The organism is Pseudoalteromonas sp. T1lg122 (assembly GCF_002964825.1).
Taxonomy (GTDB): Bacteria; Pseudomonadota; Gammaproteobacteria; order Enterobacterales; family Alteromonadaceae; genus Pseudoalteromonas; species Pseudoalteromonas gelatinilytica.
In genome coordinates this window covers 222468-241238 of the sequence record NZ_PQCG01000033.1, presented here as the reverse complement: position 1 = coordinate 241238, position 18771 = coordinate 222468, and the positions used below count along the sequence as shown (strand labels likewise).

Annotated in this window: 17 protein-coding genes and 1 pseudogene; 15 read left to right on the top strand and 3 right to left on the bottom strand. The window is 41.9% G+C overall.

Features of this window, described 5'->3' with window-relative positions:
- Positions 1-53 precede the first annotated feature (53 nt).
- The 6 genes from C2M33_RS17460 (at position 54) to C2M33_RS17435 (ending at position 5210) form a co-directional block, all read left to right on the top strand.
- Entirely contained in the window at positions 54-731 is a 678-nt protein-coding gene (locus tag C2M33_RS17460; RefSeq protein ID WP_063701824.1) for a TIGR00153 family protein, read from the top strand.
- Between the two features lie 41 nt (positions 732-772).
- Positions 773-2041, top strand: coding sequence for an inorganic phosphate transporter (locus C2M33_RS17455; RefSeq protein WP_063701822.1), 1269 nt, complete (start codon positions 773-775; stop codon positions 2039-2041).
- Positions 2042-2118: 77 nt separating this feature from the next.
- A complete protein-coding gene (locus tag C2M33_RS17450; RefSeq protein ID WP_063701820.1) occupies positions 2119-3042 on the top strand; it encodes a hydrogen peroxide-inducible genes activator in 924 nt (307 codons plus the stop codon).
- A 123-nt stretch (positions 3043-3165) separates the two neighbouring features.
- Entirely contained in the window at positions 3166-3708 is a 543-nt protein-coding gene (locus C2M33_RS17445; RefSeq protein WP_105175044.1) for an RNA polymerase sigma factor, read from the top strand.
- Complete coding sequence (locus C2M33_RS17440; protein ID WP_105175043.1) at positions 3701-4300, top strand: hypothetical protein; 600 nt, start codon at positions 3701-3703, stop codon at positions 4298-4300. The genes C2M33_RS17445 and C2M33_RS17440 overlap by 8 nt, the downstream gene beginning before the upstream one ends.
- Before the next feature lies 1 nt (position 4301).
- Complete coding sequence (locus C2M33_RS17435) at positions 4302-5210, top strand: hypothetical protein (RefSeq protein ID WP_063701812.1); 909 nt, start codon at positions 4302-4304, stop codon at positions 5208-5210.
- 22 nt (positions 5211-5232) lie between these two features.
- Here the strand turns inward: C2M33_RS17435 and C2M33_RS17430 are convergent, their stop codons facing one another.
- Complete coding sequence (locus tag C2M33_RS17430; protein ID WP_105175042.1) at positions 5233-5436, bottom strand: hypothetical protein; 204 nt, start codon at positions 5434-5436, stop codon at positions 5233-5235.
- Positions 5437-5669: 233 nt separating this feature from the next.
- The gene (locus C2M33_RS17425; RefSeq protein WP_105175041.1) at positions 5670-8180 is read right to left on the bottom strand and encodes an EAL domain-containing protein; all 2511 of its coding nucleotides are present in this window, start codon (positions 8178-8180) and stop codon (positions 5670-5672) included.
- A gap of 214 nt (positions 8181-8394) precedes the next feature.
- On the opposite strand from C2M33_RS17425, the gene queA reads away from it, so the two are divergent.
- The 8 genes and pseudogenes from queA (at position 8395) to C2M33_RS17385 (ending at position 17308) form a co-directional block, all read left to right on the top strand.
- The gene (gene queA / locus C2M33_RS17420; protein WP_063701805.1) at positions 8395-9426 is read left to right on the top strand and encodes a tRNA preQ1(34) S-adenosylmethionine ribosyltransferase-isomerase QueA; all 1032 of its coding nucleotides are present in this window, start codon (positions 8395-8397) and stop codon (positions 9424-9426) included.
- Between the two features lie 148 nt (positions 9427-9574).
- The gene (gene tgt, locus C2M33_RS17415; RefSeq protein ID WP_058583935.1) at positions 9575-10702 is read left to right on the top strand and encodes a tRNA guanosine(34) transglycosylase Tgt; all 1128 of its coding nucleotides are present in this window, start codon (positions 9575-9577) and stop codon (positions 10700-10702) included.
- 29 nt (positions 10703-10731) lie between these two features.
- Positions 10732-11070, top strand: a complete 339-nt coding sequence (yajC, locus tag C2M33_RS17410; RefSeq protein WP_036973302.1) for a preprotein translocase subunit YajC — start codon at positions 10732-10734, stop codon at positions 11068-11070.
- A 22-nt stretch (positions 11071-11092) separates the two neighbouring features.
- Positions 11093-12951, top strand: a pseudogene (gene secD / locus C2M33_RS17405) (protein translocase subunit SecD).
- An 8-nt stretch (positions 12952-12959) separates the two neighbouring features.
- Complete coding sequence (gene secF / locus C2M33_RS17400) at positions 12960-13907, top strand: protein translocase subunit SecF (RefSeq protein ID WP_063701801.1); 948 nt, start codon at positions 12960-12962, stop codon at positions 13905-13907.
- A 56-nt stretch (positions 13908-13963) separates the two neighbouring features.
- Entirely contained in the window at positions 13964-14515 is a 552-nt protein-coding gene (locus tag C2M33_RS17395; RefSeq protein WP_105175040.1) for a hypothetical protein, read from the top strand.
- Positions 14516-14602: 87 nt separating this feature from the next.
- On the top strand, positions 14603-16393 hold the full coding sequence (locus C2M33_RS17390) for a GGDEF domain-containing protein (RefSeq protein ID WP_105175039.1): 1791 nt from the start codon (positions 14603-14605) through the stop codon (positions 16391-16393).
- A gap of 84 nt (positions 16394-16477) precedes the next feature.
- The gene (locus tag C2M33_RS17385; RefSeq protein WP_105175038.1) at positions 16478-17308 is read left to right on the top strand and encodes a substrate-binding periplasmic protein; all 831 of its coding nucleotides are present in this window, start codon (positions 16478-16480) and stop codon (positions 17306-17308) included.
- Positions 17309-17333: 25 nt separating this feature from the next.
- Here the strand turns inward: C2M33_RS17385 and suhB are convergent, their stop codons facing one another.
- On the bottom strand, positions 17334-18137 hold the full coding sequence (gene suhB / locus C2M33_RS17380) for an inositol-1-monophosphatase (RefSeq protein ID WP_105175037.1): 804 nt from the start codon (positions 18135-18137) through the stop codon (positions 17334-17336).
- 299 nt (positions 18138-18436) lie between these two features.
- On the opposite strand from suhB, the gene C2M33_RS17375 reads away from it, so the two are divergent.
- A partial coding sequence (locus C2M33_RS17375; RefSeq protein ID WP_105175105.1) for a four helix bundle protein occupies positions 18437-18771 on the top strand: 335 nt, incomplete at its 3' end.

Sequence of the window (18771 nt, the reverse complement as noted above, 5' to 3'; positions counted from 1 at the left end):
AATGCTGTAAAATTCGCAGCTGCCAAAGCATACTAATTTATAAAGGGTCAGTTATGCCTACAAATGCATTTTTAGGGGTATTTGCTAAATCTCCTATTAAGCCTATGGAAGATCACATTAAGAAAGCACATCAAGCAAGTAAAGCATTGATCCCTTTCTTTAATCACGTTTTCAAAGAAGAGTGGCAAGAAGCGGAAGAAATCCGCCTAAACATTCGTAATTTAGAGCGTGAAGCTGATGAAATGAAACGTAACATTCGCCTTCAACTACCACGTGGCTTATTCATGCCAGTTGAGCGTACCGATTTGCTAGAGCTTGTTACTCAACAAGACAAAATTGCTAATAAAGCAAAAGATATTGCAGGTCGTGTAGTTGGTCGTGAGATGACTATTCCTACCGAAATCCAAGCAGATTTCCTTGCTTATGTAACTCGTTGTGTTGATGCAACTAAACAAGCATCAAAAGCAATCAATGAGCTAGATGAGCTTCTTGAAACGGGCTTCAAAGGTCGCGAAGTGACTTTAGTTGAGAAAATGCTCGTTGAATTGGACGCAATTGAGCAAGACACGGATGACATGCAAATCAAAATTCGCCGTCAATTGCGCGCCGTTGAAAATGAACTTAACCCAATCGACGTGATGTTCTTATACAAGATCATTGAATGGGTAGGTGACTTAGCTGATATTGCTGAGCGCGTAGGTTCTCGTCTTGAGCTGATGTTAGCTCGTTAATTAAAAATCAGTTCATACGAAAAAAATTAAAGGTTCACACAATGGATATCATTGCAAATTACGGCACGTTACTCGTTTTAACTGCCGCCGCAGTCGGTTTCTTTATGGCTTATGGTATTGGTGCAAATGACGTTGCCAATGCGATGGGTACATCAGTAGGTTCAAAAGCACTTACAATTAAGCAAGCTATCATCATCGCGATGGTGTTTGAGTTCGCAGGCGCATACCTTGCCGGTGGTGAGGTTACATCAACGATCCGTAAAGGGATTATCGATGCGACCCCATTTATGGACGTACCTGAGTTAATGATACTCGGTATGATCGCCGCGTTATTCGCTGCAGGTAGCTGGTTATTGATTGCCTCGTTCTTAGGCTGGCCGGTTTCAACTACTCACTCAATCATTGGTGCCATCATTGGTTTCGCATTGGTTGCGGTAGGTAGCGAAGCAATCCAATGGAACAAGGTAATGGGTATTGTAGGTAGCTGGATTGTTACCCCTGCTATCTCTGGTTTTATTGCTTATTTGATTTTCATGAGTGCGCAAAAGCTAATTTTTGACACTGACGCACCTCTTAAAAATGCTAAGCGCTACGTGCCTGTATACATGGGTCTAGCGGGCTTTATCATGTCTCTTGTAACAATCAAGAAAGGCTTGAAGCACATTGGTATCAACTTAGGTTCATTTGAAGGTTACATGCTTTCTATCGCGATCGCCGTGGTTGTTGCAATCATTGGTAAATTCGCTATTTCACGCCTTAAGATTGACCCTAAAGCTGACAAGAAAATGCAATTCAACAACGTTGAGAAAGTGTTCGCGGTACTTATGGTACTAACAGCATGTTGTATGGCATTCGCACACGGTTCAAACGACGTTGCTAACGCGATTGGTCCACTAGCAGCTGTTGTAAACATTGTTGAGCACAACGGTGAAATCGCTAAGAAAGCGGCTATTGCATGGTGGATTTTACCATTAGGTGGTTTAGGTATTGTTGCTGGTCTTGCTATCTTAGGTAAGAAAGTAATCAAAACAATCGGTGAAGGTATCACCCACTTAACACCTAGCCGTGGTTTTGCTGCTGAGCTTGCTGCAGCTTCTACAGTTGTTATCGCATCAGGTACTGGTTTACCTATCTCTACTACACAAACACTTGTTGGTGCGGTATTAGGTGTTGGTATGGCACGCGGTATTGCGGCACTTAACATGGGTGTTGTAAGAAACATTGTAGTTTCTTGGGTAATTACGTTGCCAGTTGGCGCAGCCCTTGCTATTGTTATTTTCTACGTACTGAGAACTGCCTTCGGGGTATAAAAAAGTACTAAAAGACTTTTAGCTTGAAAAGATCTCAATGCCTTAGGTGTTGGGGTCTTTTTATTTTCAGGTAGAGTATGAATAACTTACCAAGTATTAAACAACTACAATATTTATTAGCAGTCCACCAACATCAACATTTTGGCCGCGCAGCAAGCGCCTGTTTTATTGGTCAATCAACCTTAAGTAGTGCAATTCAAAACTTAGAAGAAACCCTAGGTTGCCAACTTATTGAGCGCGAAAACCGCAGCTTAATGTTTACTGCAATTGGTGAAGAGGTTGTCGAAAAAGCACGTAAGATCATTGACGACACCTTAAGTTTAAAAGAGCTGACGAAGAGCTTTTTAACGCCATTAAGCGGCACACTCACGCTTGGTGTGATCCCGACGATTGCCAGCTTTATTGCTGCGCCGTTATATCATTTCTGCAAACAAACATTTACCGAGCTAGAGCTAGTTTTGGTTGAAGATACCAGTGACAAACTACTCGATAAGCTAGAGCATGGGCAAATTGATATGGCGTTGCTCGCGTTACCGTATGACACTGAAAAGTTTCATACTCAAGTCCTTGCGAAAGATCACTTCAGCCTAGTGCATCATAAAGATTACACACCCGCAGATGGCGTGGAAGACTTTAATCTTTTACCGGATGCGAGTGTGTTCTTGCTAGAGCGTGAGCATTGTATGACTGGCCACGCACTCAGTGCTTGTCACTTGAATCGCTCAAGCTGTATTAACCCATTTGAAGCGGCAAGCTTACATACCTTATTAAGTATGGTTGAACACCAGCTTGGTGTTACTTTCTTACCGCAGATGGCAATTAACGCTGGTATTTTAGATAAAAAAGATATGGTTGCTACGCCATCACAAGGCGATGCATACCGAGATATTGGTATCGTGTGGCGTAAAACAACAGGCCGGATCAGAGATTTTAGGCTGTTTAGCCAGCAGCTAGAGCTGTTTCTGAATAAGCAGTGTAGCTTAGACGGTCAATGCGACTAATGATAAAAAACCCCAAATAAAAAATATTTGGGGTTTTTTATTATTTAAGCAAACTATTTTTTTCCTTCCCTCGACTAACATAATAACAAAACCATTAAAGGCAGATCAGATGACGAGGCTAGCGTGTTTTTTCAATCACTTGAGACACTAATTGCTAAAGCGCAACAGGGCAATAAACGGGCGTGGTTGAAATTAGTCAAGCAGCACGAAACACAGGTATATAACTATTGCCTAAGGATGTTAAGTCACCCTGATGATGCAATGGACTTAATGCAAGAAGTGTTTATTTCTGTGTATAAGAGCTTACCGAGTTTTCGTGGTGAATCGAGTTTTAACACTTGGCTTTATCAAATTGTGCATCGGCGTAGTGTTGAATATTACCGCTGCCGTAAGCTGCATCAAGGTTTGGACGCCGTACCAGAAGAAAGCTGTGAGCGCAGTGAGTTAGAAACCAATCAACTGCAATCTGAGCAGCATCATGAACTTAAAGAAATGATGAACAATTTACCCTGGGAGCAACGCTTGGTGGTGGAGTTAAAGTTTTTTCAGCACTGTACGTTTGAAGAAATAGCTGAGCAATTAGGTATTTCAACCAATACAGCTAAATCAAGACTATACAGTGCGCTTGGTAAGTTAAAAGTGCATTTGGAGGCCGTAGATGGCTAATTTAGATTCATTATTTACCGCATGGTTAGAAGGCGAAAGCCTAACTGATGAGCAAATTGCGTTACTTCAAGCCGATGCTGAGTATGCATTAATGATGAACAATGCAATGCAGTGGCAACAACAAAGTCACCACTATGAAACAGTACCTGTACCAAACTGGGATCGAGAATCCACGATGCCCAAAGTGCAAAAAACGAGTTTGTTTTTTGGTTCTGGGATGTGGGCAGTAGCTGCATCAATTGCATTTTGCGCGTGGATTTTTGTTAGTAATCCACAGCAAGGAAACCAGCAGTTACTCGAACAAGTGGCTAAACAAACCAATTTATTAGAGTCACAACAAAAGCAAATTGATCAGTTGCAAAACATCATCACTGCGCAAAACGAAGTGCAGCAACAGCAGATGTATCAACTGGCCAAAGAAGCAATTAAAACCGGGCGAGTAGAGCGCCAAGAAGATATTGCCAGCGTGCTGGCTTATATCAAAACACAGCGCGCCCAAGATCAAGCGTACTTACGTATGCAGTTAAATGATTTAGCTGAGCAAGTGGACGGCAGGCCAATGCCAACCGTTGCCAACAATTTGGAGTATTAAGATGTCAAAATACAAATCAACCACGGCTGCCTTATTGCTTTGCACAGCAGTAAGCGTACAAGCACAAGCAAGTGATGAATTAGATAAAATTCAGCGTGAAGTCGGGATCATGGAAAAAATCCTCACAGCAGCATTAAAACAAGACACCGATAACAAGGTAAGAAACGTATCATCAAGTTATTTACAGCATCAAGGTGTGGTGTTTAGCTTTGACGTAAGAGGCGGCTCACGCTGGTCTACCGTGTTTGCGTCAGTGCCTGATGCACCGCTTCCACCCATGCCAGATATCGATTTTGAAGAGCTAACTGAAATCGAAGTGCTAGGCGAACATGTGCAAGTGATCAGCGATGCGGTGGTCGTAAAAACGCAAGAAGCTTATCAGCAGGCCATGGAAGTGATGCGTGAAAGTGCAGAGCGAGTGCGTGAAGTTGCCGAGCAAGAGCGCGATGTGAGCCGTGAAATCCGTGATCTTGAACGTGAAAAGCGTGATCTTGAGTTTGATCGTCGCCACGATAAAGATGCCAAAGAGCAAGAGCTCGAAAAACGTAAACAAGCACTGCAAGCATCAATTAAAGAGCTTGAGAAAGAGCAGCAAAAGCTGTCTTTAAAACAGCAAGAAATGCGCAAAGAGTTAGCTGAGAAAAAACAAGCTCGTGTGAAAGAGCAACAACAGCAGTTGGCTGCTTTAGCTAAGCAAGTAGATAAAAGCTTATCACTGACCTTATGTGATTATGGTAGCGGTTTAAGAAGTCTGCCTAACGATGAACATGTGAGCTTTATCATTCGCGGTGTGAGTGAAGGTAAGGGTGAGCTGGTTAAAGTATTTAAAAAGTCAGATATCAAAAAGTGCGTGGTTGGCGATATAAAAGCCGCACAACTTATCGACAAGGCATCAAGTTATCGCTTTTAAATTCTCCCAACTAAAAAGCAGCCTAAAGAGGCTGCTTTTCATTCATTGAAAATGGTTTTAAGTCAGGTAAAAATAACAAATAAACCCACACGACTAAGTTAAAGTAAGGGATTAAACCTAGCCCTGTAAATATTTTCACCGGATACCCCTTAAAGGTCGCATTACGGTAACATTGATACGCTATCCCTAGATTCACAATCAGCAACAAAACGATTAGTTGTGTCATCACTTTTCTCCTTTATACCGTCAATACATGGACTTAACGATGTTAAGTTACATTCAGTATGTTTAATGTAATAAGTAATGTCATGTTTTTATTTGATAATCACCATAAAACCACGACATTTGTTCTTGCTGTGGATTAAAGTATAGATGAGTATTGTGAGTATGGAAGCTTAAAAACTAATAAAAAATGTTTAAAAATGTATCAGAACTAGGCTTTTTAATGTTAGCTAACTGTTAATTAAACAGATTATTTTCAGATATTTTTTTAAGTTCAGCGCTAATTTTTTCAACCGGTACAGGGCGGGCAATAAAGTACCCTTGACCATAGTCTATACCAATTTCTTTTAGTGCTAAGAATATATCTTTGTTTTCAACATATTCCGCTACAGAGCGCTTATCAAGCGAACGGCTAATATCATTGATCGCTTTTACAAGTGCTAAATCGATTGGGTCATTCAACATATCACGAACAAATGAGCCATCAATTTTTACATGCTGAGCCGGTAATTGTTTAAGGTAGTTGAAGGTACTAAAGCCGGTACCAAAGTCATCAATCGAGAAATGACAGCCTAAGCCGTTTAAACGCTCGATCATCGCACGGGTTGCAACCAGGTTATTGATACTCGCAGACTCGGTGATCTCAAAAATAATGCGTGTTGGTTCAACATTATATTCTTTTAAGCTCGATTCAATGTGCGGCAATAGGCGCTCATCTAAAAACGACTGTGCTGATAAGTTAATTGCGACTTGATTAAGCTCTGGGTACTCGGCAACGCTCTTAATGGCATTACGAATGACGCATTGATCCATTAAAAAGGTATCGTTTAAAAGCTCAAGCGCAGGAATAAACTGGTTGGGATAAATAAGCTCGTCATTCAACTTCAAACGTAATAGCGCTTCAAAATAAGCAACATGGCCGCGTTTGAAGTCCCAAATTGGTTGATAGTGTAGTTCGATTGCATCATGTTGTAATGCTTGGCGAATGCTATGACCCCACTCAAGACCAGCTTGTAAGCTGTTATGATGGCTATCTTCTTTTGAGTAACAGTGAACTAAGTTACGGCCTAAGCTTTTTGCTACATAAAGGGCGATATCAGCTTGTTTTAAACATTCACTTGGGTCGTTATTTTGCTCAGTGATTTGTGTTAAACCAATAGAGCAGCTAATTGAGTACTCTTGACCTTCGGAGTGAAAGCGGTGTTTTTCAATCGCCATACAAATACTTTCTGCCACCAAGTGCGCATCAAGTAAGTTAGTGTTTTTTAAGATCACGGCAAATTCATCACCACCGATGCGGCACACTAAATGCTCATCACTGATATTCGCAGTAAATAACTGGGCAACCTCTTTTAAAACGATGTCACCTTGTTGATGGCCTTTACTATCGTTAATGATTTTAAAGTGATCTAAATCGATATAGATGAGCGCATGCTCGGTATCTTTACTGGTGTATTTGGCCTTACAAATACGTTGTAACTGTTGGTCAAAGTAGTAACGGTTATGCAATTCAGTGAGCGTATCGTGTAAGGCTAAGTGACGAAGCTGTAGCTCAGCTTGCTTACGTTCATGAATGTTATCAATAGTGGCGGTAATGGTCGCAGAGTTTTGGCTGTTTTTAATCAGCTGTAAACGACACTCAACCCAAATAGCATTGCCATTTTTATGCTTAAGTTGGATCTCTACCTGTTGCTGTTGCTCACCACCATGCAAAATACTTTGAATTGTATCTTGCAGCTTTGTTTTGCACTCAGGCAAACAAAAATCAGTTAATGATTTCGCCAAGCTAGACTTAATGCCATAGCCCGTTAAGTGCTCCCAAGCTGGGTTAATAAAGCGAATATTTCCTTCTTGGTTAAACTCAAGTACCACCGTATTTAAATGTAATAAGATACGTTGGTGGGCAGAAAACAGCTCTTTATAGCGGCTTTGACTTTGGCTTAGTTGTTCTACTTTTTGTGCAAACTCTGCGTAGCTCACCATGAAATCTTCACGGCGAGCAGCGTGGTCACACACTTTACTCAATAATGAATGATCGTATGGGGCGCGAATAAAGTCAGTAACGCCAGAAAGTAATAACTGCTCTGCGTAATCTGCATCATTGTTATCAATGATGGTTACGATTGCTTGCTTAGGGTTGTGTTGTAATATTTCGCTAATTAACCCCGCCGCAGTATCTGAATGAGACTCGGTGGCGTCAATCAATACAATGGCAAACTTCTGTTGTAGATAGGTAGCAAGCGTCGCTTTTGTTGAGGTGGTATGGGTTATCGCGAAGCTAAGTTTTAGCTGTTCGCTGATATCCTTTGCCTTACGGTTATCGGTTTCAAGCAGTAATAAATTAAGGCGACTACTTTTTTCAAGGTGTGTTGATAACACGTTGGCAAGCACTTGCGGCAACATATCTTGGCGTTCAAATGGAAGAACAGCATCAATGCCATAGCTTCGTGCAGTGGTTTCGGCTATACGTTCACAATAGATTGGTGGAGTAAGTAAAATAGGTGTGTTTTTTGGGGTTTTCAATAGCCCTGAACGGATCATGCGCGAAAAGCGCCAACCATCAATCTTACCGACTTCAAGGCCTGTAATGATAATATCCACCGGGTGGCTTTTGAGAATTTTTAGCGCATCTTGAGAGTCACTGGCTTCGATAAACATGAAAACATTAAGCTTGTTTAATGTCGACTTAATAGTCTCACGCTCAGCAACGCTTGCGTTCAAAATTAGCAGCTTTAACTGCTTGGCCATGGCGCTACTACCTCTTACTTAAACCATGTTTAGTGAATAAGCTAGAATAATGACATTTTGCCTAATCTACAAGCAAACTTTACCCAAAAGCGGTTAATAAGTACTTAAGTTTGTAATCCTTTAAGCTTGTACGAAGTTGGCACAGGGCTTTGCTTGAGGTGGTGGGCGTATCAGAGTAAACTTGGCGCGTTTTTATTAATGAGAGATATGCTCTATGCGCGTAGCTGATTTTAGCTTTGACCTTCCTGATGAATTAATTGCTCGTTTTCCGAAAGCAGATCGAACTAGCAGCCGTTTACTGACGCTTGATGGCCCATCAGGCCACCTTGAGCATAAAGTGTTTAGTGATATTTTATCGCTTGTTAATGAAAATGACTTATTAGTTTTTAATAACACTAAAGTGATCCCTGCGCGTATGTTTGGGCAAAAAGAATCGGGCGGTAAGCTTGAGGTGTTAGTTGAGCGCGTACTCGACGAGCACCGTGTGCTTGCGCATGTGCGAGCTAGCAAATCGCCAAAACCAGGCTCAAAAATCATTCTTGAAGGTAAAGCAGAAGCAACCATGGTTGCGCGTCATGGCGAGCTTTTTGAGCTTGAATTTGCCAAAGACGAAAATGTCCTCGATATCTTAAACGACATCGGCCACATGCCATTACCACCTTATATTGACCGCCCTGATAACGAGTCAGATCGTGAGCGCTATCAAACAGTTTATGGTGAAAAGCCAGGTGCCGTAGCCGCGCCAACAGCTGGCCTGCATTTTGATGATAAATTAATGGCGGCCTTAAAAGATAAGGGCATTAACATGGCGTTTGTGACTTTGCATGTCGGTGCGGGTACATTCCAGCCTGTGCGTGTTGACTCAGTTGACGAGCATGTTATGCACTCTGAGTACATTGAAGTGCCTGATGATGTGGTTAAAGCGGTAGCCGAAACGAAAGCGAAAGGTGGTCGCGTAATAGCCGTAGGTACTACCTCAGTTCGCTCGTTAGAGTCTGCTGCTAAAGTGCACGGCGGCAAATTAGATACTTACTTTGGTGATACCGATATCTTTATTTACCCGGGTTATCAGTTCAATGTGGTTGATGCCATGGTAACAAATTTCCACTTGCCTGAATCAACATTGATTATGTTAGTCAGTGCCTTTGCAGGCCAAGATAACATTATGGGTGCTTATCATACGGCGATAAAAGAACAGTATCGCTTCTTTAGTTATGGCGATGCGATGTTCTTAACGCGCAAATAACGATTATACCCAATAAAAAGCCCAGTTTTTGAACTGGGCTTTTTATTTTCGAATTTAGCCCAATTAATAGTAATAAACCTGCAAACAGGGTAGAATCGAGCGGTTAAATTATAGCTTGTTGGACTGTTTTTCCGACACTGAGGATAATATGAAATTTGAATTAGACCGCACTGACGGTAAAGCGCGCCGCGGCCGCTTGATTTTTGAACGTGGCGTTGTAGAAACCCCTGCATTTATGCCGGTAGGTACTTACGGCACAGTTAAGGGCATGACCCCTGACGAAGTAAAAGATACTGGCGCGCAAATCTGCTTAGGTAACACTTTCCATTTAATGTTACGTCCTGGCACAGAAATCATTAAGCAGCACGGTGACTTACACGACTTCATGAATTGGGATCGTCCAATCCTAACTGATTCAGGCGGTTTCCAAGTATTCAGCTTAGGCGCAATGCGTAAAATCACAGAAGAAGGCGTGATGTTCAGCTCACCAGTTAATGGTGAAAAAATCATGCTTTCGCCAGAAAAAGCGATGCAAGTTCAGCGTGATCTAGGCTCTGACATCGTAATGATTTTTGACGAATGTACGCCATACCCAGCGACAGAAAAAGAAGCGAAAGACTCTATGGAGTTATCACTTCGTTGGGCTAAACGCTCAAAAGAAGGCCATGGTGATAACCCAGCTGCGCTATTTGGTATTATCCAAGGTGGTATGTACCCTGAGCTTCGTGCACAATCACAAAAAGGCTTAGAAGAAATCGGCTTTGATGGTTATGCATTAGGTGGTTTATCGGTTGGTGAGCCGAAAAACGAGATGATCAATATTCTTGATCACTGTGCTTACAAAATGCCAGAAGACAAACCTCGTTACTTAATGGGTGTTGGTAAACCAGAAGACTTAGTTGAAGCGGTTCGCCGTGGTATCGATATGTTTGACTGTGTAATGCCTACGCGTAATGCCCGTAACGGTCACTTATTCGTTACTGGCGGCATTGTTAAAATCCGTAATGCAGTACATAAAACAGACACCGGTCCACTGGATCCTGAGTGTGATTGTCATACATGTAAAAACTATTCACGTGCATACTTGCATCATCTTGATAAATGTAATGAAATCTTAGGCGCACGTCTAAACACGATTCACAACTTACGTTATTATCAACGCGTGATGGAAGGCTTACGTAATGCCATCAGTAATGGCAAACTAGACGAATTTGTTGCAGATTTTTATGCACGCCGTGGTCAAGAAGTACCAGAGCTTGCAGATACATCAGATTAAATTTTTAGAAAAATTAAAGAGGAAGTGAAATGAGTTTATTCATCTCAAACGCCCACGCAAGTGCGGCAGGTGCAGCACCAGCAGGTGGTGGCATGGAAATGCTAATCATGTTGGGTATTTTCGGTCTGGTATTTTATTTCTTAATCTACCGTCCACAAGCTAAGCGTGTAAAAGAGCATAAAGCCCTAATGAGCGCAATGGCGAAAGGCGACGAAGTACTAACGCAAGGTGGTTTAGTAGGTAAGATTGCTAAAATCGCTGATGACAAAGACTTCATCGTGATTTCATTAAACGACCAAGCAGAAGTAACAGTTCAAAAATCAGCTGTTTCTGCAGTATTGCCAAAAGGCACTATGAAGTCGCTATAACAATAAAAATAAGGACTCACACGTGTTAAACAAGTTTCCATTATGGAAGTATTTACTTGTTCTTGTAGTGTTAGTCGTTGGTATTTTATATGCCTCACCTAACTTGTATGGCCGTGACCCGGCCATCCAAGTATCGGGCACTAAAGGTACTGATGCTGACCTCAGCGTACTCGATAAAGTAAATGCGACTCTCAAAGAACATAACGTTACTGTTAAATCAAGCAAACTTGAAGACGGACAAATCCTCGTTCGTTTTAAGAATGTTGAAGACCAACTAAAAGCGCAAGATCTACTGCGTGATTCCCTTAGTGAAGATTACATCTCAGCAATCAACATGGCGCCTGCTCAACCTGAGTGGTTAAAGTCTTTGGGTGGTAACCCAATGAAACTAGGCCTAGATTTAAGCGGTGGTGTTCACTTTACTATGGAAATCGACATGGCGACGGCGGTTGATACTCAGCTTGAGCAAATGGAACAAGATTTCAAAAGTGACTTACGTGAAGAAAAACTACGTTATCGCACCATTCGCCGTGTAGCGAATAGCGAGCGATTACGTGTTGAAATGCGTAACGAAGAAGATAAAAGCGCAGCAGAGCGTTTCTTATCAACACGTTACCCATTAAACGTATACGTTGATGATAGCAGCAGCGACAATGCTTTTTACGTGAGCATGAGCGAGCAAAAGTTAAAAGAAATTCGTGACTACGCTATCAAACAAAACGAAACGATTATCCGTAACCGTATTAACCAAATCGGTGTTGCAGAGCCTAACGTACAGCGCCAAGGTGCTGAGCGTATCATCGTGCAACTTCCGGGTGTGCAAGATACAGCGCGTGCAAAAGAAATTCTGGGTGCACAGCAACACTCGAATTCCGCGAAGTTGACGAGAACGCAGATGCAAGTGCTGCGCTGCAAGGTCGTTTACCGCCAGGTACAGAAATGATCATGGCGCGTGAAGGTTACCCTGTGGTACTTAAGCAACGCATCATTCTTGAAGGTAGTCATATTACTGGTGCGCAATCAGGCACAGATGAGTATCAACGTCCACAAGTTAGCATTACGCTAGACAGCAAAGGTGGCGCAAAAATGAATGCGTTCACTAAGCGTGCTATCGGTAAACGCATGGCAACGGTATTCATTGAATACAAGCCATCGGGTAAAACAGATGAAAACGGTAAAGCGCTTCCACCAATTAAAGTTGAAGAAGTAATTAACGTGGCAACCATTCAAGCTCGTCTTGACCGTTCATTCCGTATTACTGGTATCGATAACCCAGCTGAAGCACATAATCTAAGTTTATTACTTCGTGCCGGTGCACTTGTAGCGCCAATTCAAATTGTTGAAGAGCGCACAGTAGGTCCAAGCCTAGGTCAAGAGAACATCGAAGCGGGTATGACTGCGGTTGTGCTTGGTTTTGTGTTTGTACTTGTATTTATGCTTGTTTACTACAAAGGTTTCGGCATGGTGGCAAATTTGGCACTGGGCGCAAACTTAGTATTAATCGTCGGCGTAATGTCGCTTATCCCAGGTGCAGCGTTAACGCTACCGGGTATTGCAGGTATCGTATTGACCGTCGGTATGGCGGTTGACGCCAACGTACTTATTTTTGAACGTATTCGTGAAGAACTTGCTGATGGCCGTAGCCCGCAACAAGCTGTTCATTTTGGTTACGACAGCGCATTTAGTACGATTTTCGATGCTAACATCACAACGCTAATCGCAGCAGTGATCCTATTTGCAGTGGGTACTGGTCCTATTGCTGGTTTCGCAGTAACACTTGCGATTGGTATTATCACCTCTATGTTTACAGCCATTGTTGGTACCCGTGCGGTAATCAACTTATTCATTGGCGGTAAGCGTATTGAGAAGTTGTCGATTTAGGAGTCAGCATGCAAATTTTAAAACTCGGTGGTAAAACACTCGGCTTTATGAAGTTACGTAAGTTTGCCATGACAGTATCAACCTTGTTGATTTTGGCTTCTTTCGTATCGTTTTTTACTAAAGGCTTAAACTTCGGTCTCGACTTTACTGGCGGTACCGCTGTTGAAGTAGGCTTTACAGAGGCACCCGATCTTAAACAAGTACGTGATGCAATCACAGAAAGTGGTTTTGAAGATTTCTCGGTGCAGCTGTTTGGCTCAAGTAAAGAGATTTTAGTACGTCTTGCACCGCAAGGTGCAGGCGTTAAAGCAGAAGTTATTGGTAACCAAATCATTACGGCATTGCAAAAAATTGAGCCGACAGTAGAAATGCGTCGTATCGAATTTGTTGGCCCAAGTGTGGGTGAAGATCTAAAAGAGCAGGGTGGCCTTGCCATGTTAACTGCACTTATCTGTATCTTAATTTACGTTGCGTTTCGTTTTGAATGGCGATTTGCGGTAGGTGCGGTTTCAGCACTATTACATGACGTTATCATCACATTAGGTTTATTCTCAGTGCTAGGTCTTGAGTTTGACTTAACGATTCTTGCGGCGATTTTGGCAGTAATAGGTTACTCACTCAACGATACTATCGTTGTATCTGACCGTATCCGTGAAAACTTCCGTAAAGTGCGTGTTGATGACACGATTGAAATTATCGATATTTCATTAACGCAGACGTTAAACCGTACATTAGTTACTTCAATCACGACAATTTTAGTATTGATTGCATTGTTCGTATGGGGTGGTCAAACGATCCACGGTTTCGCAACTGCGTTACTATTTGGTGTGTTCATCGGTACTTACTCGTCTGTTTACGTTGCTTCAGCAGTAGCAATTGCAATGGGTGTAAGTAAAGAAGACTTAATTCCAGAAGTAATTGAAAAAGAAGGTGCGGATCTCGATCCTATGCCTTAATAAGTGATACAAAAAGAAACCGCCCTAATTAGGGCGGTTTTTTTATGGGAGATATTATGAAACACCTGATGTTTAGCGTGTTTATACTTTTAATGCTTAGTGCTTGTGACGATAAGCCTGAGCCAGAACAGACAGAAGTACAGCAAATACCTGAGGTAACACTTCAGCAGCAGTTTGACAGCTATAAAGGTTTAGCTTGGCAAGTTGTAGAGGCATTGCAAAATCAATCAACAACTCAGCAATTACAAGATTTGACGCTTAAGCTAATTACTTCATCAACAGGTTTGTTTTTAAACCTAAAAGCGCAGCTGCCAGAGTGTGAGGCAAGTTTGCATGCGTTGGCAGACGCAACCGAGTTTCAGCAACCGCAAAGTAATGACACAGACGCGTTAAAGAATGAAATCATTATCAACCTCGAGCCAAACCTTCCTGAGTTTGCTGCAGCAAGTTGCTATCATGCGCAGCAGTTATTACTTAATCCGCTTGCCGTCTATTCGCTAGCGCAACAAGCTGATTTAGCACAGAGTGATTACCAAAAAGCTAAATTAAAAATGACAGATAGTTTTGCTCGCATTAAGCAGCTTGAGCTGATCACCGCTATTGAGTAGTCAGTACTCGTCATAGCCTTGCCATAAAATTGTCATACAAGGTTGCTAATTTAGCCGTCTATTCGTATTACTAACGCTAGGTGTAAGGTGAGCGCGCAACTACAGCAGATCTTAGATAACAGTGCTATTGAAACCTTGTTTCAGCCTATCTTTGATATTTCTAATCAGCATATTTTGGGTTATGAGGCATTAAGTCGCGGTCCAAAAGGGTCTGAGCTAGAAATGCCGAGTGCATTATTCAGCGAAGCAATTGCTTGCCATAAAATCTCTGAATTAGAGCTACTTTGTCGCAGTAAGGCAATTGAGAACTTTGTTAAACTCAATCTGCAAGGTAAGTTATTCCTTAATGTAAGTCCTAAAACCTTACTTGACCCTTGCCATCCTAAAGGTGAAACATTACATCTAGTTGAGCACTTTGGTCTTGCAACCAATCGGGTCGTTATTGAGGTTACAGAGCAAGAAAAAGTGGATGATGGCTTTTTATTATTAAAAACCATTGCCCATTACCGCGAACTAGGTTTTTCGATTGCCATTGATGACTTAGGGGCTGGCTATTCGGGTTTAAAGCAATGGTCTGAGTTATGTCCTGAGTTTGTAAAAATAGACCGCTACTTTATTGATCATTGCGACCAGAGTGTGGTTAAAAAAGAGTTTTTAAAGTCAATTATTGAGCTTGCAAAAGCCACCAATACGCAAGTTATCGCAGAAGGGATAGAACGAGCAGAGGAGCTTCGTTTACTCGAAAGCTTAGGCGTGCAGCACGCACAAGGCTTTTTACTCGAAAGGCCGAGTATACAACCAAGCTACGAAATAAATATTCATTGCTTAAAGCACTTAGAATCATCAGATAGCAGCAATACTTTTGAACAGTCTATGGCGATTGGTTGGTTGGCAGTCGAGCACGCCAGCATAGAAGCAACAACCCGTTGCAAAGACGCGCACAGCATCTTTGAGCAAGATAAAAGTTTAACGAGTCTTGCGGTGCTTGAGCACAATATTCCTGTTGGTTTATTACACCGAGATCAACTCACTGAAGTGTTTGCCGCTCCCTATGGTCATGCACTTTATGATAAGCAGCCAGTTACTTCTTTAATGGATAAACAGCCGTTAATCGTTGACGAAAACGAGTTACTCGATACGGTGAGTCAGCAAATTACTGAGTTTGAGTTTGATATTCGACGCCACATTGTTATCACCCGAAGTGGTGAATACTTAGGTTTGGCGCCATTGCGTAATATCTTAAAACACATTACCGAAGAAAAAATCCGCCATGCACAACATGCCAACCCGCTGACTATGCTGCCGGGTAATGTCGCGATTAACGAAGCAATTGAGCTGAGGCTTCGTAATAATTATCCGTTCTCACTCGCATATGTTGATTTAAATCACTTTAAACAATTTAATGACCTATACGGTTATGCCAGCGGTGACAGCGTTATAAAATTACTTGCTGAAGTCATCGTAGAGGCGTGTAGCACTAGTAAAGGTTTTGTCGGCCATATTGGTGGTGATGACTTTATGGTGGTGTTTGATCAAAATGATGCAGAGCAAGTATGCCACGACATCATCAGTAAATTTGAACACCAGTCACGCGCCTTTTTCACCCCAGAGCACATTGAGCAAGGGGGTTATTGGGCAAGCAACCGCGAAGGTAAAAAGCAGTTTGTGCCACTACTTACATTATCAATCGGTTTAGTTAAGCCTGATTTAGAGCTATGTATTAACAGCCACCAAGTTGCAGCACTGGCAACAGATGCGAAAAAAGAAGCAAAACGTTATCAGAGTAGCCACTTATTTGTATGCAAACGAAGCCGCCCAGCACCTGCGGTAGTCCGTTTGAATTGCCAAAAAGATGAAGCATTCCCTATTAGTTCATGAAGAAATTTTAAGTTTGAATATTTTTACTTGTGTCCCTGTTTAACAGGGTGTAGCTTAAAAAAAACACAATAATCAAAAATAACAATGAAGCGACTATGTAGTGCAATCCTAGTATTGCTAAGCCTAGGATACAGCCTTACCACAGAAGCTAACAATGTGGTCAATTTAGCGATTGAACAACGCCCACTGTATAAACGCGATTATTATCTTCATGAATTGCTGGCAGCGGCTTTACGCGCCAGTAATTATCAAGCAGAAATCAGCGAAGTTCTGGTTCACCCTCATCAACAGCGCACTTTGCTGATGCTCGATGAAAACCAGGCTGATGTGTTTTGGAGTATGACAAGCCCCGAGCGAGAACACCTTGCAATAGCCGTTAAAGTGCCACTGTTTAAAGGCTACATTGGTAAACGCGCATTACTCACTAAACGAGCTTTTTTACCACGTTTTAAAGATGTAAAAACGAAGCAAGATTTAGCGCAGTTTAGTGCCATTCAAGGCCATGATTGGCCCGATACTAAAATCCTTGCGCAAAACGGCTTAACAGTCAGGCCACTGGCAAATTATCAGGCGATGTTTAACCTAGTGATCAGAGGGCGAGTTGATTATTTTCCGCGTTCGTTCATTGAAGTCATTTCTGAAATGGAACAAGTGAAAAGTGACGAACTTGTCATTGTGCCTAATCTTTATATTAGTTATCCAACGGCATTTTACTTTTTTGTCAGTAACCACAAGCCTGAATTGGCCGAAGCCCTGTTAAAAGGACTCAAGGTGATGAAAAGCACGGGCGAGTTTGATCAATTATTTGCCAGTTACTTTGCTGAAGACTTGGCTAAGTTGCCATTTAAAGAAGGTGAAGTCATAGAGATAAAACTCGACAACGATTATTTTCAGCCACAAAAAAAGGAGCCGTAGCTCCTTTTTTGCATTACAACCGCTATTAGCGAAGTAGTGACTCAGTTAACACTGGGCGAATTTCACGAATGATCGCTTGAGTTAACTTAGGTGCACCACAAATGATGTTGCCGCTTTGGTTGTAGTTAATACCACCTGCGAAATCAACAACCATACCGCCCGCTTCTTTAACTAAAAGCTCGCCTGCTGCTGTGTCCCATGGCTTAAGGCCAATTTCAAAGAAACCATCAACACGACCCGCAGCAACATATGCCATATCTAATGCCGCAGAACCTGCACGGCGGATATCAGCAGTGTGTACGAAAAGCGCTTTAAACGCTTCAGAGTATGCGTCTAAGTGGTGCTTTTGTTTGAATGGGAAACCAGTTGCAAGTACAGAGCCTGCTAACTCGTTAGTTTTAGTTACGCGTAAACGCTTGCTGTTAAGTTGTGCGCCTTGACCACGTGATGCTGTGAATAATTCACCGCGAATTGGATCATAGATAACAGCTTGGTCTAAACGACCTTTAACTTTAAGTGCAATAGATACTGCGAAATGAGGGATACCCTTGATGAAGTTAGTTGTGCCATCAAGAGGGTCTACAATCCATTGGTAATCTGCATCTTTACCTTTATGCTCACCAAGTTCTTCACCTACGATAGAGTGATCTGGGTAAGATTTTAAAATAGTGTCACGAATTGCGGCTTCAGCTTCTTTGTCGATGTTAGTCACTAAGTCGTTAGTGCCTTTTTGTTGTACATCAACTTTTGATAAGTCTTCACTTGCGCGAAGTAAAATTTTGCCTGCGTTACGCGCAGCGCGAACCGCAATGTTTAACATTGGATGCATAGCATTACCTTTGGGTTGTAAAAGAACGAATATATTTAAGCCGGCGTATTCTAGCGATTTCTAGCGTAAAGTAAACAAGAAACTCGAATAAATTAGGTTGTTTTTTGTACAGCTCTGATTTTGTTATTGAATTAATCTCAGAAGAAGTGATTAGTGACCAGAGGAAGTGATTGGTCGTCAGAAGTTAGATATCGTTGAGTCGTCAGTCGTCAGCCGTCAGCCGTCAGCCGTCAGTTTGAAATTTGCATTCTTAGAAATTCGTGCCTATATAAAGTTTTTATACTTAAAAGGATGCAAGTATGAATTTTGAAAAATTAGAGGTATGGAAGCGATCAGCAAGATTAAGTGCTGAAATCTACAAAGAAACGACTGATCTGAATGACTTTGGTTTTCGCAATCAACTCACACGTTCTGGTTTATCAATACCGAGTAATATCGCAGAAGGTATGGCTAGAATCAGCAAAAAAGAGCGGGTGCGTTTTTTAGATATATCAAGATCGTCAATAGCAGAAACACGAACGCAAATTTATATCGGAATTGAGATTAAATACATTGATGCTGCCATCGGTAGAGCTTGGGTAAGTGAAACGGAAGAGCTATCAAGAATGTTGACATCTCTTATGCATAGGATCGA

What these genes read in the sequence shown, in the direction of transcription:
- C2M33_RS17440 (WP_105175043.1), top strand. Translation starts at nt 3,701, where the DNA reads ATGGCTAATTTAGATTCATTATTTACCGCATGGTTAGAAGGCGAAAGC.
- C2M33_RS17450 (WP_063701820.1), top strand. Translation starts at nt 2,119, where the DNA reads ATGAATAACTTACCAAGTATTAAACAACTACAATATTTATTAGCAGTC.
- C2M33_RS17395 (WP_105175040.1), top strand. Translation starts at nt 13,964, where the DNA reads ATGAAACACCTGATGTTTAGCGTGTTTATACTTTTAATGCTTAGTGCT.
- C2M33_RS17430 (WP_105175042.1), bottom strand. Translation starts at nt 5,436, where the DNA reads ATGACACAACTAATCGTTTTGTTGCTGATTGTGAATCTAGGGATAGCG.
- tgt (WP_058583935.1), top strand. Translation starts at nt 9,575, where the DNA reads ATGAAATTTGAATTAGACCGCACTGACGGTAAAGCGCGCCGCGGCCGC.
- C2M33_RS17385 (WP_105175038.1), top strand. Translation starts at nt 16,478, where the DNA reads ATGAAGCGACTATGTAGTGCAATCCTAGTATTGCTAAGCCTAGGATAC.
- C2M33_RS17425 (WP_105175041.1), bottom strand. Translation starts at nt 8,180, where the DNA reads ATGGCCAAGCAGTTAAAGCTGCTAATTTTGAACGCAAGCGTTGCTGAG.
- suhB (WP_105175037.1), bottom strand. Translation starts at nt 18,137, where the DNA reads ATGCATCCAATGTTAAACATTGCGGTTCGCGCTGCGCGTAACGCAGGC.
- C2M33_RS17455 (WP_063701822.1), top strand. Translation starts at nt 773, where the DNA reads ATGGATATCATTGCAAATTACGGCACGTTACTCGTTTTAACTGCCGCC.
- C2M33_RS17460 (WP_063701824.1), top strand. Translation starts at nt 54, where the DNA reads ATGCCTACAAATGCATTTTTAGGGGTATTTGCTAAATCTCCTATTAAG.
- queA (WP_063701805.1), top strand. Translation starts at nt 8,395, where the DNA reads ATGCGCGTAGCTGATTTTAGCTTTGACCTTCCTGATGAATTAATTGCT.
- secF (WP_063701801.1), top strand. Translation starts at nt 12,960, where the DNA reads ATGCAAATTTTAAAACTCGGTGGTAAAACACTCGGCTTTATGAAGTTA.
- C2M33_RS17435 (WP_063701812.1), top strand. Translation starts at nt 4,302, where the DNA reads ATGTCAAAATACAAATCAACCACGGCTGCCTTATTGCTTTGCACAGCA.
- yajC (WP_036973302.1), top strand. Translation starts at nt 10,732, where the DNA reads ATGAGTTTATTCATCTCAAACGCCCACGCAAGTGCGGCAGGTGCAGCA.